This is a genomic window from Pseudomonas sp. FBCC-B545 (assembly GCF_059134095.1).
Map to the genome: position 1 here is coordinate 5,426,481 of NZ_CP101441.1, position 24,823 is coordinate 5,451,303.

Below are 24,823 nucleotides of genomic sequence, written 5' to 3' on the forward strand. Positions count from 1 at the left end.
GTTGCACGCACTCATTGGCGGCTGGTTAAACGGCCACGAAGAGCAGCTCACATTGTTCGAGAATGACGACGAAATCAACTTTCTGCGCGTCTCGAACAAACTGCTGATACAGGTCCAGTTGACCAAAGCGGGCGAGGACAACGCCTCGCTGCGCACCTGGATGCGCCTGGGAGGCCCCAGCCTGAGCTATTTCCAGGGCGCACTGGCGCAGTCACCCACTACCGGCACGCTTTGGCTTGTTCAATGTGTGGAGATGGACCACCGCGAACAGCCCGCCAAGTGCCTCGAATCCCTTCTTAACCAACGCGACACCTGGCGCGCCATCGTGGCACGCCAGGCCCGGCCTGCACGTGCATTCGTCCCCACGTCACTGCGCTCGATACCGCATCAACCAGAGACCTTCCCATGCCTGATAAAATCGACAAGCACAAACGCTTGCGCCCTCACCTATCTACTGCCACCCGTCGCGCCGCCTGGGGCTGGCTGATCCTGCTACCCGGATGGCTGTTGCCACTGGACAGCACGCTGGCCGCCATTCCGCCCGAATGGAAAAACACTGCCTACGCTTATGAAGCACAGCACAAACCCGTACGCGAAGTGCTGGAGGATTTTGCCCAGACGTTTGGTACGCAACTTCAAGTCGAGGGCCTGCTCGAAGGTAACGTCAATGGCAAGATACGCGCCAACACGCCGCAATCATTGCTCGACCGGCTCGGGGTCGAGCACCGTTTCCAATGGTACATGTACAACAACTCACTCTATGTCAGCACCCTCGACCAGCAAGACTCCGCGCGCCTGGAGGTCTCTTCCGAGACCATTTCCGATCTCAAGCAGGCGCTCACCGACATAGGCCTGCTCGACAGTCGGTTCGGCTGGGGCGAGTTGCCGGAGGACGGAGTCGTGCTGGTCTCCGGCCCCAAGGTTTATATCGAACAGATCAAGCGATTCAGCAGCCAGCGCCGTTCCGCGGATGAAAAACAGAGCGTGTTGAGCTATCCGCTCAAATTCGCCAGCGCGGCGGATCGCCAGATGGAATACCGTAACGAAAAAATCATCATCCCTGGTGTGGCCACCATGCTCCGAGGGCTGCTGGAGCCGCGCTCACCCTCGACATCTTCGGCGCAGGCACAACGTTCCACCACCCAGCCCCCTTTCGTTACCCCGCTGGCTCCACGCCTGAGCAACCCGTTGTTGGGGCAAATGCTCGGGTCGCCCGCGACAAACGGGGTGAACGGCTCGCCCGATGCAGGCATCTCAATCACCCCGCGGGCCCCCGTCAGCCCAGCCCGTATCCGCGTCGAAGCCGACTTGCGCAATAACGCCATCCTGATTTATGACGTGCCGGAACGGCAGGCGATGTACCGAGAGCTGATTACCCAACTCGATGTGGCGCGTAAACTGGTGGAAATCGATGCGATCATCCTCGATATCGAGCGCACGCAACTACGCGAATTCGGTGTGAAGTGGGGCTTTCAGAACAGTCGCTTCAGTGGTGGGGCCGATGTGGCTCCCGGCAACACTCAGTTGACCATTAGAAACCGTGACCGCTTCGAGGCTGACATACGCGCGCTGGAGGCCAAGGGCCTGGCAACCATGGTGTCCAATCCGTCAGTGCTGACGCTGGAAAACCAGCCAGCAGTGATCGATTTCAACCGAACCCAATACCTGTCTCGCGGTAGGGAAAACGCAACGATTCTACCGATTACCGTAGGGACCAGCTTCCAGGTAGTGCCACGCGTGATTACTAGCCGTGGAGGCCACCAAATCCAGCTGCTGGTAGATATCGAGGACGGTAACTTCGAAGAAGCCAACCCCACCCCCGACAGCTTCGATGTGCGCCGAGGCAAGGTCAGCACCCAGGCCATCATGGCGGAAAAACGTTCACTGGTAGTCGGCGGTTTCCATGTCACCGAAAGCACGGACAGACTCAGCAAGGTACCGCTGCTGGGTGATATCCCGCTATTAGGCAAGGCACTGTTTTCCTCGACTGAACGACAGAACAATCGGCGTGAACGCTTGTTCATCCTCACGCCCCGCGTCATTGGCGACCAGGCCGACCCGTCACGCTACTTGCCGCAGGCCGACCAGGTCGAATTGCAGGCCGCTCTCGCGCCACTGGTCAGGCGCTATGACCCTCACCAGCCGGTGATCAAGCGCAGTGACATTATCAGCACCCTGGCGCACCTGGTCAGCGGGGAAGTGCCCAAGGCCTTCAAGGCAGCGCCGATGCCACTGGGGCTGAACACATTGTGCAGCACTCGCAACTTGCTGGCGCTGAACACCGAACGCAGCCAGTGGTATGCCGGCCCGCAGTACAACGTGGCAGTGGTGGTGCTGCGCAACCAGTTCAACCGCAATGTGCGTATCGACGAAAAGGAATGCAGTAATGCACAAACCCTGGCCGTCAGTGTCTGGCCACGGGCCTGGCTCAAGCCAGGTGAAGAAGCAGAAGTGTTCATCGCCATGCGTCCGGTGGTGAAGGATGAACACCTCAGCGTGCCGCGCCCCTCTCTGATCACTCCAACCCAGAAGGCCAAGCCATGAAACACCGCTTGCTATACGCCTCACTGATCGGCGCGGCACTGCTCGTCGTCGGCTGTACGCCCACCTGCAAGGGCGACTCCTGCTCACGCCCCCAATCGACCAAGGATAAGCTGGTGATCTGGTGGCCGCCGCAAATGCGCGTCGAACCCGGCCCCGCGGGGGAACGGGCGGACTATCAGACGGTGTCGCTGGAGCGATGAGCGCTCAAGGAATGCCGGACGATCAGCGCCAGGTCTTCCTCGACAGCCTGGTGGGCGGCTCTGCCGCTCACCTGGCACTTGCCCCAGGCGTGACAGTCAGTGGCATGCAGGCCGGAGCCTGCCAAGGACTGGCCCTGCACGTGACACGCGAAACATTGCGACCGTTACAATTACAGCAGGTGCTGGAGCGCCGTTTCGAGCAAGCCGTGGCATTCGATGGTTGCTTCATCTACATCGACGCGCAGGACGCCCTGGTGATCTGGCATGCGCTGCCCCCGCAGCGCACCCTGTTCGACAGGACCCTCAGCCGAATGTTGTCGCTGGCCAATCTTGCAACCCTGGATGCGCCTCCCCAACGTTAGTCAACGTAGATCAAGCTCTGGCAACTCCAGGGTCTCACGCTTGGCTTCATCATCAAGCTCGCGCAAGGTACGGTAGATCAACGCCACGGCTTGCAAGGTTTCACGAGGAATATTCGCCCCCAGCTTCTTCGTATACAGCGTACGTGCCAACCAGACACACTGGATCACGGGCACATCCGCCCTCTTGGCCCGGGCGATCAACGCACGGGCATCATCATCGGTACCTTTCTCCACTAACAGCGGTAGCGGCGTTTCGCCGGCGCGGTAATACAAGGCCACGGCAAAGTGCGTCGGGTTGACCACCAGCATGTCGGACTCCTCCAGCTTGGGCAGCTTGACCTTCGGCTCCTCCTGGGCCAATTGCTGTGCCAAGGCGCGGCGCTGCCCCTTCACATGCGGGTCGCCTTCCATATCCTTGTACTCTTTGACGACTTCCACTTGAGTCATGCGCATGCGCTTGGCGAAGAAGTACTTCTGCATGGTGAGGTCAATAAGCGCCAGCACCAACAATAACCCCAGGCAGGCATGCAGCAAATGGCGGAACAAAGCGATCAATGCCAGGATGTAGCTCTGCAGGTCGCTGGTGGCCAGGTTGATCAATACGCCCAGGGAAGGCCAGATCACCACGTACAGGATCAGGCCCAGGAGCGCCGCCTTGACCACACTCATCAACAGGTTCATCAACGACTGTACCGAGAACATTTGCTTGAGTTGATTGAGCGGATTGAGACGGTTGAAATCGAGCTTGAGGGTGTCCGGGGCGAACAGGATCCCAAACTGCATCCAACTGCTGACCAGCTTAGTAATAATCGCCACCGCAGCCATCAGCAGGGCGAATGAGAAGAACATCATCACGCTTTCGACCATTACTTCTTCCAACGCCTGCGGGAAAGGCAGGGTCGAGCGTGAAATCGGCAATAACATCAGTTGCTGGAAACGTTGCAGGCTGGTCTCGGCGGTAAACAAGGCGATTTCAGTGATGGCCGTCAGCACCAGCAACTTACCTACATCCTGGCTTTGGGCGACCTGCCCTTTCTTACGCTGATCACGCAGTTTCTTGGCTGACGCGGGGTGCTTTTTTTCTCCTGAATCACTCATGGCACCGAAACCTTGAACAATCCCCCCAGGGAGTGCCTGAGGTCTGTGAGCAAGCCCATGCGCCCAACAATCAGGTCCTGCAACAACGCAAAGTACAGCAGCAGGACACCAATACCCGCCAGGCACTTGAGGGGCGGCGCCAAGGTACTCACTTGTAATTGCTGACTGTAGACCCCCAGCAGCGCAATGCCGAACTCCAACAACAGCAGTACCGCAATGAAGGGGGCGGCATAAAGCACCATGTGCGTGAACGTGTCCCCGAGCAGGTCGACAAATGTACTGAACCCATCGGCAGCGGGCAGCGGAAACCACACCGTCGGTGGCCACACCAGGTAGCTGTCCCAGATCACTTGGGTCAACGCTCCCAGCCCCAGGCTGGCCATCAACAGAAAAATCGCCAGTTGCTTGAACAAGTGCCCGACCGGCGTTGCATCCGGCCCCAGCGAGGGGTTGAGCTGGCCGCCCGCCAAGGCGCCACGCTGGTTATCCAATAGCGCACCAACCGACTCGAACATCCAGAACGGCATCGACAGCAATACGCCCATCAAAATTCCCAGGGCCAGCTCTTTCAGAACCAACCCACCGATCATTAACGCAGAGAGCTCCTGGCCCTCCAACGCCGCATGAACAGCCGGCGCCGGCAGCAGTGCGAGGACCATCACGATAGTGTGCCGGGGCATGCCACGTATGTGTTGGAAACAGAATGCCGCCACGAGAAAGGCACAGGGGTAGATACGCGCCATGGCGACCAGCAAGCTGGGCAAATACTCAAGATATAGCAGCACAGGCGAGACCTCAGTGCAGGGCCGAACGACCGATCATGTCGAAGGTCACGTTCATGAGCTGGACCAGCTCCACACCGATCCAGCGACCGGTCATGATCAAGGTGATACCCACCGCCACCAGCTTGATACCGAAAGGCAGTGTCTGGTCCTGCACTTGCATCAGCGCTTGCACAAGGGACGTAAGGACCCCCACCACCACCGCCACAATCAGCGGCGGCGCCGTCAACATAACCACCAGCAGCATGCCCTGCTTGAACAGTACGATCGGTTCCATAAGCCACTCAGAGATAGGAAAGGAACAGGCTGTCGAGCAATCGCGACCACCCGGATACCATCACGAACAAGAGCAATTTGAGCGGCAGGGAAATAGTCATGGGCGAAACCATTTGCATACCCAGCGCAAGCAGGAGATTGGAGACGATCAGGTCAATCACGATAAAAGGGATATAGATCAGGAAGCCAATTTCGAACCCCGCCTGCAACTGCGATAGTACAAAGGCTGGAACCAGCAGGATCAGGTCCTCACGCTGCACTTCCTGCGCCATCTGCGCCGGCCACATGCGCTCGGAGTTCTCCAGCAGGTGGGTCAGAATATCCGGGGCACTGTTGCGCAGCATGAAGGTGCGCAATGGTTTGATCGCTTCCATTCCCGTCTGCTGGAGTGCGCCCACGCTGGTCAGGTCCAGGGGGGACACCTTGACGATCTCGGCCATCTCGTAACCGACAGGCGCCATGATGAACAGGGTCGCCGCCAGCGCAATGCCGTTGATCGCCATCCCTGGAGGCACCTGCTGCACACCGATGGCATTGCGGGTGATCATTAACACAATCACGATCTTCAGAAACGCGGTGCAGACGACCAACAGCATGGGCATCAACGACAGCGCCCCGAGAAATATTGCCAGGACGACCGGATCTATTCCCTGGAAACTACTCATCGAGAAAAAATCACGCGAGACATCTGCAGCCCCAGTCGCCCATCCACTTCAACCAACTGGCCCAGGCCGAGAGGGCGGTCACCGTAATAGAGGCCGGCTGTGCCGGGGGCGTACCCGGAGACTCCCAACACCGCGCCAGGTGCAAGGTTGCGTAATTCGCCGAGCGTCAGATTCAGCGTACCGCAACGCACATTGAGCGCCATGCTCAATTCATCGAACGGCTCATGCCCGAACACATCCGTCACTGCCGTCTCATCCTCATGCCCTGAGTAGGGCTGTGCTGCAAAATCCTCGTCCACAAGCATGTCCTCGATAGAAGTAAGGGTCAGGCGCATCGGCCCGGACTCGGCGTCAATCCAGCCCACCAGGCGCCGTTTGCCAACCTGTACATGACCGGTTCCCGACGCGCTGAAAAAGGCCTGTTCAAGCATCAGCACGTCACCGGCCCGCAAGCTGTGCAATTGGTGCACTGGCAACTGCAGGCGCCCCAGCGTCACGTCAATCGCCAGTTGAAACTGCGTCGGCATTGGCTTGGCCATGGGGCGCCAGGGCCCTGCCTGGCATAACGCCAGAAAGCTATCGACGGATAGCCACAGGTGGCCTGCAACACGGGACGCGCCGAGCGTCACGCAGAATCGGCAGCCAAAGTTCAAGGGCCGGGTGCCTGGCAGTAAACGCAGATGACCAAACAGCGCCTGCACCTGGGGGCTCAGATGATGCTGGAACAAGGCCCAGAACCAGGCATCCGGATCGTTGCCGGCCTGCGCCAGTGTCACCGGGCATTCACCCATCAAGCTCAATTGCGGTCCCGGCTCGCTGAAGGCCAATACCCCGCAGGCGGTTTCGAAACAGAGCGGCTGGATACCCACAGGGGCAGCACCAGGCTCCATTTTCAACTCGCCACTTGAGCCGGCGACTTCAAACGGCATACGCATCCCGTGCCCCAACCGCTGTCGGGCAACCGCGATATCAGCCTTGAACGTAGGAAATATAAGAGGTGGCAGCATCATGCCTGCGCCGATCTGGCCAAGTACAAATTCACGGGCTGACCCATGCTCGCAGCCAGACGTTGCTCACATTGTTGGCGCACCCCACTGAGCCAGCGCGCCGAAGCGTCTTGCTCCGCGTCCAGCTCAACGCTCCAACTGCCCTGCTCTCGACGAATATCGGCATTGATCCGCCCAAGGCGTCCGAGGTGAAAGACCGCCATCAACGGCCACTGCGGACCGACGAGCATTCGCGGCGCCAACTGCTCGGTCAGCGCCTCGATCATGGCGACATCGCCCGACGCTTTGATTCCGTTCAGAGAAGCTCCGTATCCGCCCTCGCCCTGACCATCATCGTCAAACAACTGGCTAAACAGTCGCCGTTGCTCCCAAGGCACCAAGGCACTGAACTCGGGTGCACGCTCATCGCGCGGGCGCTGACGTTCAGGTGTCGTAACTGCAACCTGTTTCATATCGGCTCCTGCCGCAGTAAATCAGACAACTCTTGAATTTTTTCTACTTGGCGCAAGCATAAAGTGACCTGCTTTTGCGCCTGGTTGACCTGCACCACCTGCTCTTGCTGCCGCCCTTGCAGCCGCAGCAATTGGTGTTCTTCGCGCTGCGTACCCGCCGACAATTCCTGCTCCTTGGCACTCCAGTTCTTCAGCGCCTTGAACGTCACCACCTGCCCCTGGTGCTCGCTCAATAGTTGCGCACATTGCCGGGCCTCTTCCTGGCGAGTCCGCTCGAGCACCTCCTGCATTTCGCGGATGTGCGCGACCAGCGCTTGCTGAGCCCGTTTTGCCTCACGCAACGCACGCTCCGCACGATCGGCACGATGTCGGCGCAGGCGTCGCAAGGTATCGATTTCACCCGATAACATTTCAGAATGGGACATGGGCAGTCAGCTCAGTCAGTTGGTTCATGGTGACGGCTAGCGGCGAAGGTTCCCGCAAGTCCTGGCGCAGAAACCCGTCTACCGCCTGCCGACTGTCGACTGCCAGGTCGGTGAGGGCATCGTTGCCGGGTTGATACTCTCCCAACTTGAGCATCAGCTCGATCTGCTGGTAAGCCGACAGCAGGCGCCGCAACGCCGTACCGGCACGGATATGCGCGGGCTCAGCGACATTGCTTAAAATCCGCGAAAGACTGGCCAGGACGTCGACCGCCGGGTAGTGACCGCGCTCGGCCAGCTTGCGTGACAGGACGATATGACCATCGAGCAGAGAGCGCACTTCATCCGCCACGGGATCGTTCATGGAGTCCTGCTCGATCAGCACCGTGTAAATAGCCGTGATCACACCTTCGCGGGTCAACCCGGCGCGCTCCACCAACCGCGGCAACAAGCTATAGACCGACGGCGGCAAACCACCACGCCCCAAGGGTTCACCGGCAGCCAGGCCGATTTCGCGTTGCGCCCTGGCGAAGCGGGTCAGGGAGTCGATCAACAACAAAACCCGCTGGCCCTTGTGCCGGAAACCCTCGGCCAGCGCGGTTGCCGTGAACGCGGCGCGCGCGCGCTCCATGCTTGAACGGTCAGAGGTGGCGCACACCAACACCGCCTTGGCCCGCAACTGTTCATCCAGTTCGTGATCGAGAAACTCGCGCAATTCCCGGCCCCGCTCACCAATCAGACCGAACACGATCACATCGCATTCCACGTTACGGGCGATCTCGGCCAACAAGGTGGTCTTGCCGCAACCGGCGCCGGCAAACAGCCCGACACGCTGGCCCTCCCCCAGCGTCATCAGCCCATCAATCGAGCGCACGCCCGTCGCCAGTGCGCGGTTGATCCGCGGCCGTTCCGTAGGCAGGGGCGCCTCGCACAACACCGGGGTCGCATCAGGTGCGTCCGCTTCGACGAATGCGCCGGCACCGTCACCCGCAATCGGGCGACCAAAACCATCCAGCACCTGCCCCAGCAACTCATCACCGACCCGTACCTGGTGTGGCACCCCCAGCCGCTCAACGCTGGCACCCACGCGCACGCCTTCCAGATTGCCCAGGGCGCTCAGCACTGCATCGCGCTGGTCAAACCCGATGATCTCCGCCAGCATGTAGTCACCTGGTGTTTTCTCGACCTGGCACAGGTCACCGATACGGGCCTGGGGCAATCGGCATTGCAGCAGCATGCCGTTCACGCGCTGAATGCGTCCGCGCATCGTGACCGGGGCGAAGCTGCCCAGCGCCTGGGACTGGTTCAGTTGCCAAGCCTCCAGGCGCTCCTGCAATGACCCCCTCACCAGCCCACCTCATAACGTTGCTCGCCGTCGAACACCACTTTGCTGTTGTCGATCAATACCAGGCGCAGGCCATCCACTTCATCGCCCACGAACAGCCGGGTTCCCTCCTCGAGTACCACATGGCCGTTCGGGCCACCGACAATCTGCAAGATCCTGAACGGCAACCTGCCGTCGCGAACCCGTACGCGGCTGATCACCGGCACGCCGGTATCGAACTGCTCGGCAAAACGGTCGAGCATACGCGCGATCAGTTCCACTTCTTCCTGGGAAACGACACCATTGAGGGCTATCTGGTCGTTGACGATCTGCAAGCTGACACGCTGGAGCAGCTCGCGCTCGGTGAGCATCTTAATCAGTTGCTGGCGCACCTCGGAGGGCGAATCCAGCCCGGGCTTCTGAATCACTGCCGGCATCAACGATGCCTGGGCCTCGCGCTCGCCACTGAAGATAATACCAACCGCCATGATGATTACAGCGCATAACAGAAGCAGGCTTACCAAGCCTTTTTGCTGCGTCGACGAAATGGACGACAGGGTCAATGGCAACGACGTCTGGGGCTCAGGTTGCACGACCTGCCTGTCTTGCTTGGGCGCCGACGCTTGTAGCCAAGGCTGATCAGCCGGGCTGACACACAAGCTGACACTGCCAATGACAAACGCAGTGTTGAGCGCCAGATCGCTGATTTGCGCCAACATTTGCCCATCGCTGTTTTTCAACAGCCCAGCCTCAGCCTGCACCGACCACCGACCATCGGCCAACAGCAGGCGCGCGTGATGCTCGGCGATACCTGGATCATCCAGCAAAAGATCGGCATCCCCGTGGGCGCCAAGGCTCCATTGCTCGCCAAACAAAGGCAGCGCGGCCCCTTGATGCAAACCGTCCAACACCCGGAGTTCGAACATCAGTGCGTCCCCCCATACTCAAGTAGCGATGTGTTCATGCCAACGTCCCGTGCATCAACTCATCCTGGCTAAGATCAAAACGCCCCAGCACCTTCACCTTGGAATTGCTCCCCAGCTCGGCGAAGGACAGCACCGGCACATGGTTGAACTCCTCGAGCAACAAGGTCCGTAAAGGGCTACGCAAGTCTTGCGCCACCAACATCACGCTTTTAATTTTGGCCCGGGCACTGAAGGCCTGGTTAAGCAGGTTGACCAGCGCCGCGCTATTGTCGCTGTCGAGTGCAAAGAACACGCCCGTCTGGGTCTGGCGCAGAGCCTCGCGCAGGATGTTTTCGGTTTGCGGCGATAACAACCAGGCATGCAGGCCATCGGCCTCGCTATACTGATGGAAGATCTGCGACTTGAGGGCAATTCGTGCATAGTCGGCCAGCGCTTCCGGCTCGCGTTCATGCTGGCCATACTCGATCAGCGACTCGACAATCAGCCTCACGGCGCGCAGTGGAACCCCTTCGCTGGCCAGGCGTTGCAACACCGCCGAAAAGCGCGATATCGGCATGATGCGTTGCAGTTCCTGCACCAACTCAGGTTGATTGTGTTCAAGCCAACTGAGGATTGCCTTGCTCTCCTGGATCCCCAGGAACTGCGGCCCGCTGAGCATCATCGCCTGCTTCATGCGCTCGACGATCAAGCTTGTCGCACTGAAGCGCTCCAGCTGCGAGTCATCAAGCAATGGGTCATCAGGTGGCAGCCAGAGCCAATCCTGTTCATTGCGCTCGGCCAATCCCGGTATGCCATGCTCAGGCTCAACCGTAAGCGCAGCGCGAGCCACGGCCACTCGTTGGACCACCGACGCCTTGACCATAGGCACTTCATGCACGCAGAAGCGCATTTCATCGGCGGCCAGTGAGTCATCGATCTCGACCTCAAACGGCGGCAATGTCAGGCCGATATTGGCAACCAGGGAGTTTCGCACCTGACGGATTCCATGAATGAGATCCGTCACCTCAGGCGTTCCTCGCAAGGCCGAGGGAAACTGCAACAGGTAGGGCCGGGACGGATCGAACCCGCGCAAGTCCTCCTTGCCGTTTTCTTCCGGCCGCGGGGCCTCGACGGCTTCGGCTTCTGGCTGCGCTTGCCTACGACGCCGACGGTCAAGGTAATAACCCAGGGCGCCTGTCATTATCGAGATCAGGATAAACACCAGGGTCGGCATGCCAGGCACGATCGCAAACACCAGCATCGCCACCGATGCGATCATCCAGCTCCTGGGCTCGCTGGTCATCTGCCGGGCGATTTCAGCCCCCATGTTCGTGACGCCCTTGTGCCTGTCCGGTGCCACACGGGTAATGATCATGCCGGCGGTCAGGGAGATCAGCAGCGCGGGAATCTGCGCAATCAAGCCGTCACCGATGGTCAGTACCGAATACAGCGCCATTGAATCGGCAGCGCTCAATCCGTGCTGGAACATCCCCGTGGAAAACCCGCCCAGCAGGTTGACCACCACAATGATCAACCCAGCGATGGCGTCGCCCTTGACGAATTTCATGGCGCCATCCATCGCACCGAACAACTGGCTCTCGCGAGACAACTGTTCACGCTTGTCGCGCGCTTGCTCGCCGTCGATCAAGCCGGCACGCAAGTCACTGTCGATGGACATCTGCTTGCCAGGCATTGCGTCCAGGCTGAAGCGTGCCGCCACTTCGGCAACCCGCTCGGAGCCCTTGGTGATGACCAGGAAGTTGACCAGGGTCAGGATCAGGAAGATGACCATACCCACCGCCAGGTTGCCGCCGACCACGAAGTTGCCGAAGGCCTCGACGATATCGCCGGCGTCCTGTTCAAGCAGGATCAATCGTGTCGTGGCGATCGACAGCGCCAGGCGAAACATGGTGGTCAGCAGCAGAATCGACGGGAAGGAAGAAAATGCCAAAGGCCCGGGCAAGTACAGCGCCAGCATGATTAGCAGACAGGAAATGCAGATATTCAGTGCAATCAGGATATCTACCAGCCAGGTGGGCAGCGGCACGATGAAAATGAACACAATCGCCATGATCACCACGGCGCCCAAGACCTCGGCACGCTGCGCCAGCTTGAGCAATACGCCGTTGATGGTGGACAGCACGCTCACGCCAGAATGCTCGAGTCGGGAAAGCGAGGGTTCTTGCCTTCTTGACGGGCAAGCTCATCCATCACCAACAGGAAATTATGCAGCGCCTCTTGGCGAGACCGGCTATCCGGCCATAGCGCCAGCGGCAAGCTTTGAAACAGTGGGTAAAGCATATTCAGAGACACAAGCGTGGACGTGTTGCCCCCCATGTCGTCGGCCAGGCGCATCACTTCATTTGAGGCAATGCCGGTGCTGGCGTAGCCCAGCAGGCGCTGCAGCAGGTTTACCGCATGCAGCTCAATCGCCAGGTTATGGGTCAAGTCACGGCAGCTGCACAACACCCCGCTCAATGCACCGCAACTACGCAGCCCCACCAGCAGGGTGCGCAACATTGCCGTAGGCAGAGACGAGACATGGGCAGCGATGTCGGCGGTCAAGGCACTGGACATCACATTCAGCCCGTGGGCAAAGCGGTCGTCGCCGTAAACGCCCAACAGCGCCTGCATCATGCTCGCCAGGGATTGCCGCGTCACCACACTGGCGTAATAGAGCGCGCGTAGCGCCTGGCGCTCCTCGGGATCGCCACCGGCCTTCTGCAAGGCCACGGCAATATTCAAGCCTGCCTGGATCTGGCCTTTGAAGCGGATCTCCAACTTGGCAATGGCATCCCGCGCCAGGGCGGCTTCGGATTTGCGCGCTTCAGCATCGGCCTGCTCCAACACCGACTTGAGTACCACAAAGGTACGGGCCGGGTCACCGCCAGTGGATTCCAGCAATTTATCTACGCTGGGCTGCATCAGCAATTGCAGCCTGACCCGTCGTGCAATCGCCGAAAAACTTTCCTGGGCCGGATGACCCAGCTGCTCATACAGCTGCGAGAACGCCTGGACCGGGGGTACACGCACCCCGATTTTGCGTTTGTCCAACGTGCGGCTGTTGGGCTCTACCTCCTGGCTGAATTGCAGAAAAAGATCATCGATACCTTTGCCCGGCTCAGGCTTGGCGACCGGGCTGACGGTGTTCAGTTCCAATCGAGGGGGCGTTGGCACTTCGTTGGTGGATTCGACTTTCATGGGCAGGCCAGTACAGGAAGAGATTATCCCTGTGTGGCAGAGCCCGCGCAGATGGTTCCATCGAAATCCGGCCCACCGGACAGCGTGAAAAAACCTGCACGAGCCTCTGATGCCTTTTGCAAACTGCTGCACAAAAGCATCACCACCATAAAGTATTTATTCATATAAAACAGATGGTTAGAAGCAGATTCTCCGTTGGCACAGGCGGTGCAAAAGAGGTAGCCGTCGAAATCATTTCGACAGCGTCTACCTTAAGGAAAACATCATGAATATCCCTATTGGAGCTATAGCTCACCTTGTTGGCAGCTCGCCTCAATTCATGCTTCACCTGACAGACGACCAACAGAAAAAACTCCGTCGCTTCATTCACAAACGCGTGCTCAACCCGGAAGATGCGGATGACCTTCTACAATTGACCTACTTGGAAGCCTGGCGTAATCGCGAGCGTTTCAGTGGCACTGCAACGCTCAGCACCTGGATGTGCGGCATCGCGCAGAACTTGATCCGCAATCACTTTCGACGCTTGTATGCCAAGCCCGCGCATTGCGAGTTCGATGAGTCGCTGTGGCACGGCCAGGAAGAAAACAACAGCCTGGACTGGGAGTTTGAGATCAACCGGCGCCTGGAAAATACCCTGAGCGCTATTGATCACTTGCCGACCGAGATGCGCAAAACGTTATATGCCTCACTGGAGACCGATGGCAGCTACCAGGATACCGCCGACGTATTGGACATACCTATCGGCACCGTTCGCTCGCGCCTGTCCCGGGCACGTGAGCAACTCAAGCGGGTCACTCACAACACAATGCAGCAGTAACCTGGCTTAACCGGTCAAGCGTTGGGCGACAGGGATATCTGCCCAACACCGTCAGGCCTGGTGCATTACCGAACGAGCCAAAGCGTATCCGGCACGGCCTCGGCTGCGGCCAACACGATCCATGCCGACTCCACGGAGAATCAGAGCCGTGCCTGTAGAGAATTGGATTGACGAATGAGAGGCTCGCCCCCCCTGCCGCCCGTCGCCCAAAGCAGCACTTTCCGTTAAACAGTTGAAAGCGTAGAAAAATTTTCGATAAAAAGGCTTGACGCATTGCCGTTCCAGGCGAATAATGCGCGCCACTTGGCTACATAGCTCAGTTGGTTAGAGCATAGCATTCATAATGCTGGGGTCCGGGGTTCAAGTCCCTGTGTAGCCACCAAGTACCGATCCATAGATGTCTACAGCAGTCTATGAATCACCTCAAGAAGCCCGCCTAGTGCGGGCTTTCTTGTTTTCTAGATACCTCTCCTTGTATCCCTATAGCTGCCCCCCTCACAAAACAGTTATTTGGACTGCGGGGGCAACGGTAGCGTGACGACAAACGTGCTGCCGAGCCCTAGGCCGCCGCTGAACACGTTCACCGAGCCTCGATGCCCCTCGACCAATTCGCGAACGACTGACAGACCAACCCCCAGGCCTGTGCCGTTGAACCCAATGGCGTGGGCATCCTGAACGAAGGGATCAAAAATAAAAGCCAGAACCTCAGCACTAATACCTATACCGGTATCGGAAAAGGTCAAGGTAATGTCCTCGGCACCAGCATCAATAACCAGCTTGATCGAACCATGATTGGGTGTGTACTTGGAGGCATTGCCAAGCAGGTTGCATAAAATTTGCGTCAATCTGAGCTGATCACCATTGATCATCAGCGGGCGCCTTGGCTTGCGCACTACAAGTTGCTGAAAGCGTAAGTCGATCGCAGGACGACAAACGACGACGGCCTCATCGATGATCGTTGCTATGTCTACAGGCTGGAAGTTCAGTCTGAGCTTGCCTGTCTGGGCCATGGATACGTCCATCAGGTCGTCTACCAGACGCGCAATATGGCTTGTCTGACGCTCAATAATCGCCTGTATGGTCGCCAACCGTTCATGGGAGGACTGCATCAGCATCCCCGCCACCAGGGTTAGCGGTGTCAGAGGATCGCGCAACTCGTGGGCAACCATCGCCAGAATTTTTTTCTGCTTATCCAGGGCGCCCTCCGCAACGGCCTGGAGCTGTTGCGCGTTGAGTGCGGTTAATACTAACTGCTCGTTCGCCTCTCGCAATTGAGCACGGCGTCTTTCGTGTTCTCCTGAGGCTATGGGGTGGTGAGCGCCCGGTTTTTTTTGTGCCGGGATAATTGGGAGGTGGGTAGGCAACAGTACTGGAGGCAAGTCGGTGCTGTGAAAAGCTACCCCTATACCATGCCGTTTTGCCCGATACATCGCCGCGTCAGCGCAATCGATCAATGTGTGTGGGTCATCGCCATCTTTCGGGTAATAACTCACCCCGATACTCGCTGCCAGTTGCAGAATCTGATTCCCGATAGGATGTGGCACTCCAAGCGCCTTGATGATCTTCTCGCAGATACCCAATACATCGGCATGGCTGATAGTGCCTACCAGCAAGATAATGAACTCGTCCCCGCCGTATCGTCCAACCGTATCATTCTTGCGTACCGCGCCACTCAGTCGCAGTGCAGTTTCCTTGAGCACTTCATCGCCGACACTGTGCCCCAACGTGTCGTTGATCAATTTGAAGTGATTCAGATCCAAAAAGAGTACAGCCAGCCCCTCTCCCTCCGGCGTCGTATCTTCGATCGCCTGGGCTAACCGTCCGAGTAGCAATCTGCGATTGGGAAGCCCCGTCAATACATCGAGCTGCGCGGCGTGAGAAACCTCACGTAGCGCAGTGGCTGCCTGTTCAACGCCAATTTGGGCTTGGAGAAGCGCTAGTACCAGTTGTTCATTGGCCTCGATTAACTGCCCGGACTGCTGCTTTTCCAGCACTTGGGACTGAGTGTTCACGACTTTCTGCTCAAGAGCATCAAGCTTTAGGCGAGCCTCCTGGGTTTTCTGCACAACCTGAGTCAGCTCGATACTCGCAGCAGCGAGCGCTTTTTTATCGTCGTACGTTTTGCGGTTCACGAAAGCGTCCCAAGTTCATCCGCCTCAAACCGCGGCATCGACGTCTGATTGTTCTTCTGAGTCGGGCGGCCCCCTAAGAGACCTTCTCGCTCAACAAGCATTTTGCCAATATGAATGCCTTGATCGTCGATTTTGTACAGACGTAACTCATGGGAGTGCTGGCTTGCGCGAACCTTCACCACTGCCATGACTCGCAACAACCGACTTTCAATTTCGATATAGCGCTGAACAATAATTGCGTCGGTCAAAAACGCCGTGCCGTAAGGGCTGAAGCGCAGGTCCGTGTAGCGATCCTCGAGCTCCGAGGTCATCAGCACTGTTACACCAACGCTCGCCAATGAGCTGACCAGGCACGACAACGACTCGCGAAAATCTTCCCGGAAGGTCGGTGCCAAGGCCAATTCGAAACCTGACAAAGAGTCTATGACCACGCGACTGGCTCCAAGACGCTTGATCTCAGCAAGCAGCATATGGATGACCTCCTCGATTGATAAATCAGGAGAACGACTATCCACCAAACCGACTTGGCCGGTGCTGATCAGGTTTGCAAGTGTTGCATTTTGAGCATAGTTCGGACGCTGCTCGAACACGGCAATCACGCCGGTTTCTCCGCCTCTCGCCCCCTCTGCGAGGAAGGTCGTTGCAAGAATACTTTTGCCAGAGCCCGAAGGGCCCGCAACCAGCAGTGAATACCCTCGAGGTAAACCGCCGCCTAGCATTTCGTCCAGGTGCGCATTCCCCATCAGCAGACGAAAATCAAGTGCTTCTGAGTTTTCGGCAGGCCTGCTTGACTTAACAGGGGTAACAGCTGGTGCGAATACCTTGATGCCGGCATTGCTGATGCGAAAAGAGTGCAGGCCCGGTAACGTCGGCTGCCCCCGCATCTTCATGATTTCCATTTTGCGTACTATAGAGTTGCGCTTAACGCTTTGGTGCAACCAAATGAGCCCATCGGCTACGGTGAAAACAGGGTTGCTTTGCGTTTCGTTAAAATATTCGCCAATCAAAAATGTGGTGGCCTGCCACGTCGTCATCATCATGCCCAACTGCTGGACGAACTGCGCAAGGTTATTGTTCGGGTTGCTCTGCGTACTGCTCGCCAGCACCACTGAACGGAAAGAATCGACGAATACTAGCGACGGGCCATGAGCTTCAACCTCGGCCACAATCCGTCGCAAAACTTCATCCAGATCGCCAGTAAGCGTATCGCCAGCGAGGTTGATGTACCGGATCGAACGCGTCACTGCTTCGTTGTCGAAGAACTCAAACTGCTGCTGATACCGCAACATCTTTAATGGCGGCTCACCCAGTACGGTGAAATACAGAGCTGGTCGCTCCGGTGCAGCGAGGGCGAACATCATTTGATGCGCCAGCGTTGTCTTTCCGCAGCCCGGTGTACCAGCAATCAAATTGAACGAGAACTCCGGCAAACCTCCGCCTAGCACCTCATCCAATCCTGGCACACCTGTGCGCAAGCGATTGATTGTCACTTTGGTATTCATGACGAGGTATCCTGCGCAGGGGTGTCGCTAAAAGAGTTGTCCCAAACGGGCTGCAACAGACGTACGGATAGAGAAGATCCTATGAACGAGATCAGTAGCTCATTCAAAGTCTTCAGCAAGTCGTCACCGTATGCTGTGGCTGTGTCGCTGGTTTGTTGCGCGAGCAGGCGTCTCAATCCAGAAAAGTCTTTCTCGAGGCTGTCGTTGAGGCTGGAGAGACAAGTGTGACGAGAGGCACAGATAAAGACGCTTCGCCTATACAGCGCAAACACGCCTTCCTGCCCAATAATCGGCGCGAGAGTAGTATAAATATCCCTGAATGTTGCCACGACCGCATTAGCGATTTGTTCGGCGGTCGGAGTGTCCCCGGCGCGTCTAGCCGTCGATGCCGATATCCTGCGGCTATCATCCCTTTCCATGGGTAAGTATCACTTCATGATGCTATTTCTCGATAGTACACCCTGCTCTCTCGGTCATCGGGTCTATTTTCAGCAGGGGATCCTTCGTGCGACGACCGGGCGTTGTAGAGATCCCGTATAAGTAAAAGTTAACGTCTGCATCTTCCTAACAGGCTGCGAACGTTGCCACCAGCGGCAGAGAAACCACAAACTCGCTCCCCTTGCCGCTACCCTCACTCATACCAGTCACAGTACCGCCGTGTGCTTCGACAAGCTCGCGAACGACAGTTAATCCAATACCCAAGCCAGCTCCGTTGAAGCCTATAGCGTGTGAATCTTGAACATAAGGATCAAAAATAAAGGGCAGTGCTTTCGCCGTAACTCCAATTCCATTGTCGGAAATTCGTATCTTCAGAACTTCGTGCTCTACCGTCACAATCAGCTTGATTTTGCCGGCGGCAGGTGTGTACTTGGCCGCATTGGCCAGAAGGTTGTGAAGAATCTGCGAGAGACGTACCGGGTCGCCATTCACCATCAAAATCCCATGGGGAAGATGGATATCGAAATATTGCTGTCGCGCACTCATGACTGGGCGGCAGGCGTCAACGGCCGCGAGAATTACCTGCATCATATCGACATCGCGGAGATTGATTCGCAGTTTGCCAGTGCTGACGCGAGAGACATCCAGCAGATCATCGACCAATTGTGAAATATGCTGTACCTGGCTCTCGATTAATTCCCGCATTCGAGGGAGTTGATCGCTAGGCAGACGCACCATACGCTCTGCAATCATGCTGATAGGCGTCAGCGGATTTCGCAGTTCATGGGCGACCATGGCAAGGATGCCTTTGTGCTGACTCAGCGCGCGTTCGGCTGTTGCCTGAAGGTCCTGGGCACTCAGCGCAGCGATGACCAGTTGCGCATTAGCCTCGCGCAACTCCTGGTACAAATGCAACTCACCCAAGCGAGGCGGAGTCACGGCGTCTGACTGGGCTAGAAGTATTGCCAACACCAATTGTTGATTGGCCTGCATCACCTTCTCGACCTGCTGGGTATCCACCAAGAGGCTGCTGGCGTCGTTCAACTGTTGCTGTAGGGCGGCCAATACGGCGCGTGCTTCAACCGTTTTTTGACCGAGCAAGAACAGTTCGTGAGCGGCATTGGCCTTCTCACGTTCGTTCTCGCCGCTGATCTTGCTCACGAGTCGGGCTCAATCATTTTTATCTCCCATGTGTTTCGCCTCTGCGCCTTGCTTTGTCGGACGCCCCCCCAGCAGTCCCTCCTGATCAGCGAGCATTTCGCCAATCTGCAGGCCGTTGTCGTCGATGTAATACTGGCGTAACTCATCGGAATGGGCGCTGGCGCGCACCTTTACCACTGCCATGATCCGCAGCAGGCGGCTCTGCACTTCAATGTAGCGCTGGACAATGATCGCGTCGGTGAGAAAAGCTGTGCCGTAAGGACTAAAGCGCAAGTCGGTGTAGCGGTCTTCCAACTCAGAGGTCATCAAGACGCTGACCCCGGCAGCCGTCAGCGCGGTGACCATGCGTGAGAGCGACTCGCGAAAGTCGGCGCGAAAGGTTGGCGCCAATGCCAGCTCAAAGCCCGACAGCGAATCAATTACCACGCGGGTGGCTTTCAAACGGCCGATCTCGCCGAGCAGCAAGTGGACGATTTCGTCGATGGACAGGTCCGGCGCGCGGCTGTCTACCAGGCTAACCTGCCCGCTCTTGATCAACTCAGCCAACTTCGGGTTTTGCGAATGGTTGGGCCGCTGCTCGAACACGGCAATCACACCGGTTTCACCGTTGCGTGCGCCTTCGGCCAGGAAGGTCGCCGCCAAAATGCTTTTGCCCGAGCCCGATGGTCCGGCCACCAACAGCGAATACCCACGAGGCAGGCCGCCGCCGAGCATCTCATCGAGTACCGGCACCCCCATTTTCAGGCGTGTGATCGGGAACGTCGACGGCGCTTCAACCGAGCGATTGATAGCCGCCGGTGGGAACACCTTGATCCCCGAGGTCGCAATACGAAAGGTGTGCAGGCCCGGCAAGGTCGGCTGGCCGCGCATCTTCATGATTTCCATCTTGCGCACCATCGAGTTGCGCTCGATGCTCTGGCGCAGCCATATCAGGCCGTCTGCCACGGTGAAAATCGGATTGGTGTCGGTTTCGGTGAAGTATTCGCCAATCAGAAAGGTCGTCGCCTGCCACGTGGTCATCAACATACCCAGTTGCTGGATGAACTGCGGCAAGTTGTTATTCGGGTTGTCTTGGGTCTGGCTGGCCAGCACCACGGAGCGAAACGAATCGACAAATACCAGCGACGGTGAATGCGCCTCGACTTCGCTGACGATCCGTCGCAGTACCTCGTCCAAGTCACCGGCCAGTGTGTCGTCGGCCAGGTTGATATAGCGAATCGACTGGTTGATCGCTTCGTTGTCGAAAAAATCGAATTGCTGCTGATAGCGCAGCATTTTCAACGGCGGCTCGCCAAGGACGGTAAAAAACAACGCCGGACGTTCAGGCGTGGCCAGGGCAAACATCATCTGGTGCGCAAGGGTAGTTTTGCCACACCCGGGAGGGCCGGCGATCAAGTTGAACGAAAACTCTGGCAGGCCTCCGCCCAGGGCCTCGTCCAGTCCTGGCACACCCGTGGCCAGACGATTGATAGTCACTTTGGTGCTCATGGCGAAATTTCCTGCGAAGAGGTGTCGCTCGAAGAAGGCTGCCACACGTCAACCAGCAAACGTGTAGTGAGTGAGGGCCCGATCAGCGTGGTCAGTAGCTCGTAGAGGGTAGTCAACAACACCTCACCGAAAAACAGCGCATCGGTTTCGTTCTGCTCGACGAGTACGGATTTGAGGGCAATCAGGTCCATCGCGGCCGGCACACTGTCATAGATGCCGGCCAGCCTTGGATGAGTAGAGACGCACAGATGGAAGGTGCGCCGGTACAGCGCGGCAACGCCCTGCTGGCCAATAATGGGCGTAAGTACTGCGCCTATATTCTGCAAAATCGAAACAATCGCCTGGGCGATGCTTGCAGTGTCAGCGCGTGGACCAACACAGAGCGCCAGAGAAGCTACGATCTGGCGGCTCTCTTCGCTTGGTGTGGACATAACGGACTAATATCTGATGAGCAGTATTCGATGGTACACCCTAGGGCAAATTACAGAAGCCCTAATGTCCACATCCCAAGTACTAAAAACGGCTTACCGAAAGGTAGGCGGTTTTTTATGCGCGCAAAAAAACTGCCCAACTGTATTTTGACGCTTCCAGACCCCACTGTTAGTGTCCAGCCTCCCTGAAACACGGAGCGCCACGATGAAACTGGATATCTACCAAGTCGATGCCTTCAGCCAACACCCCTTCGGCGGCAACCCGGCGGCGGTGTGCCCACTTACCGAGTGGCTGCACGACGAACAACTGCAAAGCATCGCCGCTGAAAACAACCTTTCGGAAACCGCGTTCTTCGTGCCTCGCGGCGATATATATGAGTTGCGCTGGCTGACGCCGGAAGTCGAAGTGGACCTGTGCGGCCATGCCACGTTGGCGGCAGCGTGGGTGCTGATGCATATGTTGGCGGATGCCCCCGAAGTGCTGCGTTTTGCCACACGCAGCGGCGAACTGCGGGTGACGCGCAATGGCGATGAGTTGGCGATGGATTTCCCGGCCAAGCAACCTCAACGCTGCGAACCGCCGAGCGGTCTGCTGAGTGCATTGGGGATCGAAAACGCCGAAGTGTTCGGCACCGATGACTACATCGTGCTGGTAGAAGATGAAGCTCAGGTAGCGGCGCTCACGCCGGATTTCGCACGACTCAGGGGCCTGCCTAAACGCGGGATTGCGGTCACCGCCAAAAGCACTCGATTTGACTTTGTCTCACGCTGGTTCGGGCCGAATGTGGGGGTCAATGAAGACCCGGTCACCGGCTCGGCGCACACCTCGCTGGCACCGTTCTGGGCCGAGCGCCTGGGCAAATCGCAATTGACTGCCGAGCAAGGCGGCCAGCGCAAGGGCCAGTTGCGTTGTGAACTTAAGGGCGACCGGGTGATTATTTCCGGTAAGGCCGTGCTGTATATGCAAGGCACCATTTATCTGTAAAAAGCAGTTCCCCAAGGACAACAGATCCTTCTCAAAATGAACGGAGTTCAGCGCGTGTTTTTGATTTCCCGCCGCCACCTGACGGTCATCGCAACAGCCCTGGCCCTCGCGGCCTGCCACACTGCCGTGACCGAACAACCACCGGCTCCGGAGCTGGGTTCTGGCTATCGCACGGACCTCAGCACCCGCCACGCCGAACGCCACATGGCCGCCGCCGCCAACCCGCTGGCCGCCGAAGCCGGGCGTGAGATGTTGCGCCAGGGCGGTTCGGCCATCGATGCGGCGATTGCCATGCAGGCGGTGCTGACCTTGGTGGAGCCGCAGTCTTCCGGTATCGGCGGCGGTGCATTCATCATGCTGTGGGATGGGCAAAAGGTGCATGCCTACGACGGCCGCGAAACCGCGCCGGCGGGTGCGACCGAGCGTTTGTTCCTGAAGGCCGATGGTACGCAAATGGCGTTTACGGATGCCCAGATTGGTGGACGTTCGGTGGGTACGCCAGGGGTATTGCGCGCCTTGGAGATGGCGCACAAGAAGAGCGGCCATCTGCAATGGGCCAAGCTGTTTGAGCCCGCGATCCGCTTGTCGGAACAAGGCTTCGCTATTTCCCCGCGCTTGCACAGCTTGATTGCGGCTGACCGCTTTATCGCACAATTGCCGGAGATGGCGGCGTACTTCCTGAATGCCGATGGCTCGCCAAAAGCCACCGGCACGCTGCTGAAAAATCCAGCGCTGGCCGCGGTGTTCAAGCGCATCGCCAAGGAAGGGCCGGACGCGCTGTACCACGGGCCGATTGCCGATGAGATCGCACGCAAGGTGCAGGGTAATCACAATGCCGGCAGCCTGTCCGTGGCCGACCTCAAGAGCTACAGCGCCAAGGAACGCGCACCTTTGTGTACCGACTACAAACAGTGGAAGGTCTGCGGCATGCCGCCGCCTTCCTCGGGCGGGATTGCTGTGGCGCAGATCCTTGGGACTTTGCAGGCACTGGAAACCCGCGACCCTCGCTTGGCTATCGCGCGGATGACACCGGTCAAGAGTGCCTCGCCGGCCGGGCTTGAGCCGACACCCGAGGCGGTGCACCTGATCGCCGAAGCCGGGCGCCTGGCCTTTGCCGACCGTGCACTGTATGTGGCTGATGCAGACTTCACCCCCGTACCGGTTGCCGGCCTCGTCGCGCCCAATTACCTGGCCCAGCGTGCCGCGCTGATCGGCGAACGCAGCATGGGCATCGCCAAGCCCGGCCAACCCGCTGGCGTGCAGGTGGCCTATGCACCGGACCGCTCGCCGCTGCGCATCTCCACCTCGCAAGTGGTGGCGGTAGACGACCAGGGCGGAGCGGTGTCGATGACCACCACGGTGGAAGCGGCGTTCGGCTCCCATGTGATGGTGCAGGGCTTTTTACTCAACAATCAGATGACCGACTTCTCGTTCATTCCCGAAGAAAACGGCCAGCCTGTGGCGAACCGCGTGCAACCCGGCAAGCGCCCGCGCTCGGCCATGGCGCCGACCTTGGTGTTCGACCGCCAGACGGGTGAGCTGCTCGCCACCGTCGGCTCCCCCGGCGGTTCGCAGATCATCGAGTACGTGAGTAAATCCCTGGTAGCCATGCTCGACTGGAAACTTGATCCCCAAGCAGCCATCAGCCTGCCGAATTTCGGCAGCCGCAACGGGGCCACTGAATTGGAAACAGGTCTGTTCAACCCCGCGCTGAAACAGGCGCTCAAGGACAAAGGTCATGCCCTCAGCGAAATCGAGATGACCAGCGGCATCCAGGCCATCGTGCGCACACGGGATGCCCAGGGCAAGGTGTCGCTGAGCGGCGGCGCCGACCCTCGGCGCGAAGGCGAGGCGCTGGGCGACTAAGGTGTTTTGATCAACGGAGAATGCACGGTGCACAAAGTCCCCAACCTCAATGCTCTCCCCGGCGTCGATCACGGTTTTTGCTCGATTGATGATCCCCTGCGACCCGATGACGTGTTCATTTGCAAACAAGTGCACAGCGCGTCGGTGATCGAGTGGCAACCGGGTCAGCTGGCCAACACGATTGAGGCCGACGGGGTGCTCACACACAGCCGCCAGCCGATTGCGGTCATCACGGCCGATTGCTTGCCCATTCTGATCGCAGGCGGTGAGTGGGTAGCGGCCATCCATGGCGGCTGGAAGGGCTTGCAGCGCGGAATCATCGACAATGCCGTGCAGCGCTTCATAGATAAAGGCATTACCGCAGACCAACTGCGAGTAGCGATTGGGCCGTCGATCAAACCGTGCTGCTATGAGGTGAGCGCGGCGTTTATTGCCGAGTTCCAGGCCGATCAAGGCCACGTATGGCAGCACGGCCAGGCGCCCTGGAGCGATGAGCAACCGACACCGCTACAAGCCCCGCACATTACACCGCCCCATGCCAGGCAAACAGGAAGTGCCTGGTTTGATTTGAGCGGGTATGGGCTGCTGTTGCTGCACGCGGCCGGGGTCAAGCGCGAACATATCGAGGTGAGTGACGTATGCACCTACTGCACCTCGCCGGCGTTTGCCAGCTATCGCAGGAGGACTCATCACCCGGCGGAGAACAGGACGTTGATCTATTCGTGGATTGCTCGTACGACCTGACGAACAGGCCGTACTTTTGCG

24 protein-coding genes and 1 tRNA gene are annotated in these 24,823 nt (G+C 58.3%); 9 read left to right on the plus strand and 16 right to left on the minus strand.

Annotated elements, in window-relative coordinates; translation table 11 throughout:
- Position 1 precedes the first annotated feature (1 nt).
- The 4 genes from NMB39_RS25095 to NMB39_RS25110 are packed head-to-tail and all read left to right on the plus strand — an operon-like array spanning position 2 to position 3,106.
- A complete protein-coding gene (locus tag NMB39_RS25095) occupies positions 2 to 487 on the plus strand; it encodes a type III secretion system chaperone (RefSeq protein WP_494339932.1) in 486 nt (161 codons plus the stop codon).
- Complete coding sequence (gene sctC / locus NMB39_RS25100; RefSeq protein ID WP_494339931.1) at positions 406 to 2,544, plus strand: type III secretion system outer membrane ring subunit SctC; 2,139 nt, start codon at positions 406 to 408, stop codon at positions 2,542 to 2,544. The genes NMB39_RS25095 and sctC overlap by 82 nt, the downstream gene beginning before the upstream one ends.
- Entirely contained in the window at positions 2,541 to 2,744 is a 204-nt protein-coding gene (hrpT, locus tag NMB39_RS25105) for an HrpT family type III secretion system protein (RefSeq protein WP_057024855.1), read from the plus strand. The genes sctC and hrpT overlap by 4 nt, the downstream gene beginning before the upstream one ends.
- Complete coding sequence (locus NMB39_RS25110; RefSeq protein ID WP_082636719.1) at positions 2,741 to 3,106, plus strand: transcriptional regulator; 366 nt, start codon at positions 2,741 to 2,743, stop codon at positions 3,104 to 3,106. The genes hrpT and NMB39_RS25110 overlap by 4 nt, the downstream gene beginning before the upstream one ends.
- Here NMB39_RS25110 and sctU read toward each other — a convergent pair whose 3' ends face one another.
- The 11 genes from sctU to sctW are packed head-to-tail and all read right to left on the minus strand — an operon-like array spanning position 3,107 to position 13,238.
- A complete protein-coding gene (gene sctU, locus NMB39_RS25115; RefSeq protein ID WP_057013796.1) occupies positions 3,107 to 4,204 on the minus strand; it encodes a type III secretion system export apparatus subunit SctU in 1,098 nt (365 codons plus the stop codon).
- Complete coding sequence (gene sctT / locus NMB39_RS25120) at positions 4,201 to 4,989, minus strand: type III secretion system export apparatus subunit SctT (RefSeq protein ID WP_057024853.1); 789 nt, start codon at positions 4,987 to 4,989, stop codon at positions 4,201 to 4,203. The genes sctU and sctT overlap by 4 nt, the downstream gene beginning before the upstream one ends.
- A 10-nt stretch (positions 4,990 to 4,999) precedes the next feature.
- Entirely contained in the window at positions 5,000 to 5,263 is a 264-nt protein-coding gene (gene sctS / locus NMB39_RS25125; RefSeq protein ID WP_057013794.1) for a type III secretion system export apparatus subunit SctS, read from the minus strand.
- A 7-nt stretch (positions 5,264 to 5,270) separates the two neighbouring features.
- Complete coding sequence (gene sctR / locus NMB39_RS25130) at positions 5,271 to 5,927, minus strand: type III secretion system export apparatus subunit SctR (protein ID WP_057024852.1); 657 nt, start codon at positions 5,925 to 5,927, stop codon at positions 5,271 to 5,273.
- Positions 5,924 to 6,937: a FliM/FliN family flagellar motor switch protein gene (locus NMB39_RS25135; RefSeq protein ID WP_306957024.1), complete on the minus strand. Its 1,014-nt coding sequence runs from the start codon at positions 6,935 to 6,937 to the stop codon at positions 5,924 to 5,926. Before NMB39_RS25135 ends, sctR begins: the two co-directional genes overlap by 4 nt.
- Positions 6,934 to 7,386, minus strand: a complete 453-nt coding sequence (locus NMB39_RS25140; protein WP_057024850.1) for a type III secretion system HrpP C-terminal domain-containing protein — start codon at positions 7,384 to 7,386, stop codon at positions 6,934 to 6,936. Before NMB39_RS25140 ends, NMB39_RS25135 begins: the two co-directional genes overlap by 4 nt.
- A complete protein-coding gene (gene sctO / locus NMB39_RS25145; RefSeq protein ID WP_046070786.1) occupies positions 7,383 to 7,811 on the minus strand; it encodes a type III secretion system stalk subunit SctO in 429 nt (142 codons plus the stop codon). Before sctO ends, NMB39_RS25140 begins: the two co-directional genes overlap by 4 nt.
- On the minus strand, positions 7,798 to 9,156 hold the full coding sequence (locus tag NMB39_RS25150; protein WP_057024849.1) for a FliI/YscN family ATPase: 1,359 nt from the start codon (positions 9,154 to 9,156) through the stop codon (positions 7,798 to 7,800). Before NMB39_RS25150 ends, sctO begins: the two co-directional genes overlap by 14 nt.
- Entirely contained in the window at positions 9,153 to 10,058 is a 906-nt protein-coding gene (locus NMB39_RS25155; RefSeq protein ID WP_057024848.1) for an FHA domain-containing protein, read from the minus strand. The genes NMB39_RS25150 and NMB39_RS25155 overlap by 4 nt, the downstream gene beginning before the upstream one ends.
- 34 nt (positions 10,059 to 10,092) lie before the next feature.
- Entirely contained in the window at positions 10,093 to 12,186 is a 2,094-nt protein-coding gene (gene sctV / locus NMB39_RS25160; protein WP_057024847.1) for a type III secretion system export apparatus subunit SctV, read from the minus strand.
- Positions 12,183 to 13,238: a type III secretion system gatekeeper subunit SctW gene (gene sctW, locus NMB39_RS25165; RefSeq protein WP_494339930.1), complete on the minus strand. Its 1,056-nt coding sequence runs from the start codon at positions 13,236 to 13,238 to the stop codon at positions 12,183 to 12,185. The genes sctV and sctW overlap by 4 nt, the downstream gene beginning before the upstream one ends.
- Before the next feature lie 265 nt (positions 13,239 to 13,503).
- Between sctW and NMB39_RS25170 the strand changes: the two genes are divergently transcribed.
- Positions 13,504 to 14,055, plus strand: a complete 552-nt coding sequence (locus NMB39_RS25170) for an RNA polymerase sigma factor (protein ID WP_057013785.1) — start codon at positions 13,504 to 13,506, stop codon at positions 14,053 to 14,055.
- A gap of 305 nt (positions 14,056 to 14,360) precedes the next feature.
- Positions 14,361 to 14,437 (plus strand) — tRNA-Met (locus tag NMB39_RS25175).
- Positions 14,438 to 14,561: 124 nt separating this feature from the next.
- Here NMB39_RS25175 and NMB39_RS25180 read toward each other — a convergent pair.
- The 5 genes from NMB39_RS25180 to NMB39_RS25200 all read right to left on the minus strand — a co-directional run bounded on the left by NMB39_RS25180 (position 14,562) and on the right by NMB39_RS25200 (position 21,207).
- Positions 14,562 to 16,187 carry a diguanylate cyclase domain-containing protein gene (locus NMB39_RS25180; RefSeq protein WP_198719273.1) on the minus strand — a complete coding sequence of 542 codons (1,626 nt, stop codon included), beginning with the start codon at positions 16,185 to 16,187 and terminating at the stop codon, positions 14,562 to 14,564.
- Positions 16,184 to 17,689, minus strand: coding sequence for an ATPase domain-containing protein (locus NMB39_RS25185; protein WP_494339929.1), 1,506 nt, complete (start codon positions 17,687 to 17,689; stop codon positions 16,184 to 16,186). The genes NMB39_RS25180 and NMB39_RS25185 overlap by 4 nt, the downstream gene beginning before the upstream one ends.
- 564 nt (positions 17,690 to 18,253) lie before the next feature.
- The gene (locus NMB39_RS25190; RefSeq protein WP_057024843.1) at positions 18,254 to 19,288 is read right to left on the minus strand and encodes a sensor histidine kinase; all 1,035 of its coding nucleotides are present in this window, start codon (positions 19,286 to 19,288) and stop codon (positions 18,254 to 18,256) included.
- Positions 19,289 to 19,297: 9 nt separating this feature from the next.
- Positions 19,298 to 20,776 carry an ATPase domain-containing protein gene (locus tag NMB39_RS25195; RefSeq protein WP_494339928.1) on the minus strand — a complete coding sequence of 493 codons (1,479 nt, stop codon included), beginning with the start codon at positions 20,774 to 20,776 and terminating at the stop codon, positions 19,298 to 19,300.
- The gene (locus tag NMB39_RS25200; protein WP_231989007.1) at positions 20,773 to 21,207 is read right to left on the minus strand and encodes a hypothetical protein; all 435 of its coding nucleotides are present in this window, start codon (positions 21,205 to 21,207) and stop codon (positions 20,773 to 20,775) included. The genes NMB39_RS25195 and NMB39_RS25200 overlap by 4 nt, the downstream gene beginning before the upstream one ends.
- 205 nt (positions 21,208 to 21,412) lie before the next feature.
- Between NMB39_RS25200 and NMB39_RS25205 the strand changes: the two genes are divergently transcribed.
- The 3 genes from NMB39_RS25205 to NMB39_RS25215 are packed head-to-tail and all read left to right on the plus strand — an operon-like array spanning position 21,413 to position 24,802.
- Entirely contained in the window at positions 21,413 to 22,192 is a 780-nt protein-coding gene (locus NMB39_RS25205) for a PhzF family phenazine biosynthesis protein (RefSeq protein ID WP_057024841.1), read from the plus strand.
- Positions 22,193 to 22,228: 36 nt separating this feature from the next.
- Positions 22,229 to 24,058 carry a gamma-glutamyltransferase gene (gene ggt, locus NMB39_RS25210; RefSeq protein ID WP_494339927.1) on the plus strand — a complete coding sequence of 610 codons (1,830 nt, stop codon included), beginning with the start codon at positions 22,229 to 22,231 and terminating at the stop codon, positions 24,056 to 24,058.
- A gap of 27 nt (positions 24,059 to 24,085) precedes the next feature.
- Positions 24,086 to 24,802: a purine nucleoside phosphorylase YfiH/LACC1 family protein gene (locus NMB39_RS25215; protein WP_494339926.1), complete on the plus strand. Its 717-nt coding sequence runs from the start codon at positions 24,086 to 24,088 to the stop codon at positions 24,800 to 24,802.
- Positions 24,803 to 24,823: the final 21 nt, after the last annotated feature.

Coding starts and splice junctions, on each gene's coding strand:
- NMB39_RS25195 (WP_494339928.1), bottom strand. CDS start 20,776: ATGAGCACCAAAGTGACTATCAATCGTCTGGCCACGGGTGTGCCAGGA.
- sctU (WP_057013796.1), bottom strand. CDS start 4,204: ATGAGTGATTCAGGAGAAAAAAAGCACCCCGCGTCAGCCAAGAAACTG.
- NMB39_RS25200 (WP_231989007.1), bottom strand. CDS start 21,207: ATGTCCACACCAAGCGAAGAGAGCCGCCAGATCGTAGCTTCTCTGGCG.
- NMB39_RS25140 (WP_057024850.1), bottom strand. CDS start 7,386: ATGAAACAGGTTGCAGTTACGACACCTGAACGTCAGCGCCCGCGCGAT.
- sctW (WP_494339930.1), bottom strand. CDS start 13,238: ATGAAAGTCGAATCCACCAACGAAGTGCCAACGCCCCCTCGATTGGAA.
- ggt (WP_494339927.1), top strand. CDS start 22,229: ATGAACGGAGTTCAGCGCGTGTTTTTGATTTCCCGCCGCCACCTGACG.
- NMB39_RS25155 (WP_057024848.1), bottom strand. CDS start 10,058: ATGTTCGAACTCCGGGTGTTGGACGGTTTGCATCAAGGGGCCGCGCTG.
- NMB39_RS25110 (WP_082636719.1), top strand. CDS start 2,741: ATGAGCGCTCAAGGAATGCCGGACGATCAGCGCCAGGTCTTCCTCGAC.
- NMB39_RS25185 (WP_494339929.1), bottom strand. CDS start 17,689: ATGAATACCAAAGTGACAATCAATCGCTTGCGCACAGGTGTGCCAGGA.
- NMB39_RS25205 (WP_057024841.1), top strand. CDS start 21,413: ATGAAACTGGATATCTACCAAGTCGATGCCTTCAGCCAACACCCCTTC.
- NMB39_RS25170 (WP_057013785.1), top strand. CDS start 13,504: ATGAATATCCCTATTGGAGCTATAGCTCACCTTGTTGGCAGCTCGCCT.
- NMB39_RS25135 (WP_306957024.1), bottom strand. CDS start 6,937: ATGATGCTGCCACCTCTTATATTTCCTACGTTCAAGGCTGATATCGCG.
- sctO (WP_046070786.1), bottom strand. CDS start 7,811: ATGTCCCATTCTGAAATGTTATCGGGTGAAATCGATACCTTGCGACGC.
- sctC (WP_494339931.1), top strand. CDS start 406: ATGCCTGATAAAATCGACAAGCACAAACGCTTGCGCCCTCACCTATCT.
- sctR (WP_057024852.1), bottom strand. CDS start 5,927: ATGAGTAGTTTCCAGGGAATAGATCCGGTCGTCCTGGCAATATTTCTC.
- hrpT (WP_057024855.1), top strand. CDS start 2,541: ATGAAACACCGCTTGCTATACGCCTCACTGATCGGCGCGGCACTGCTC.
- sctS (WP_057013794.1), bottom strand. CDS start 5,263: ATGGAACCGATCGTACTGTTCAAGCAGGGCATGCTGCTGGTGGTTATG.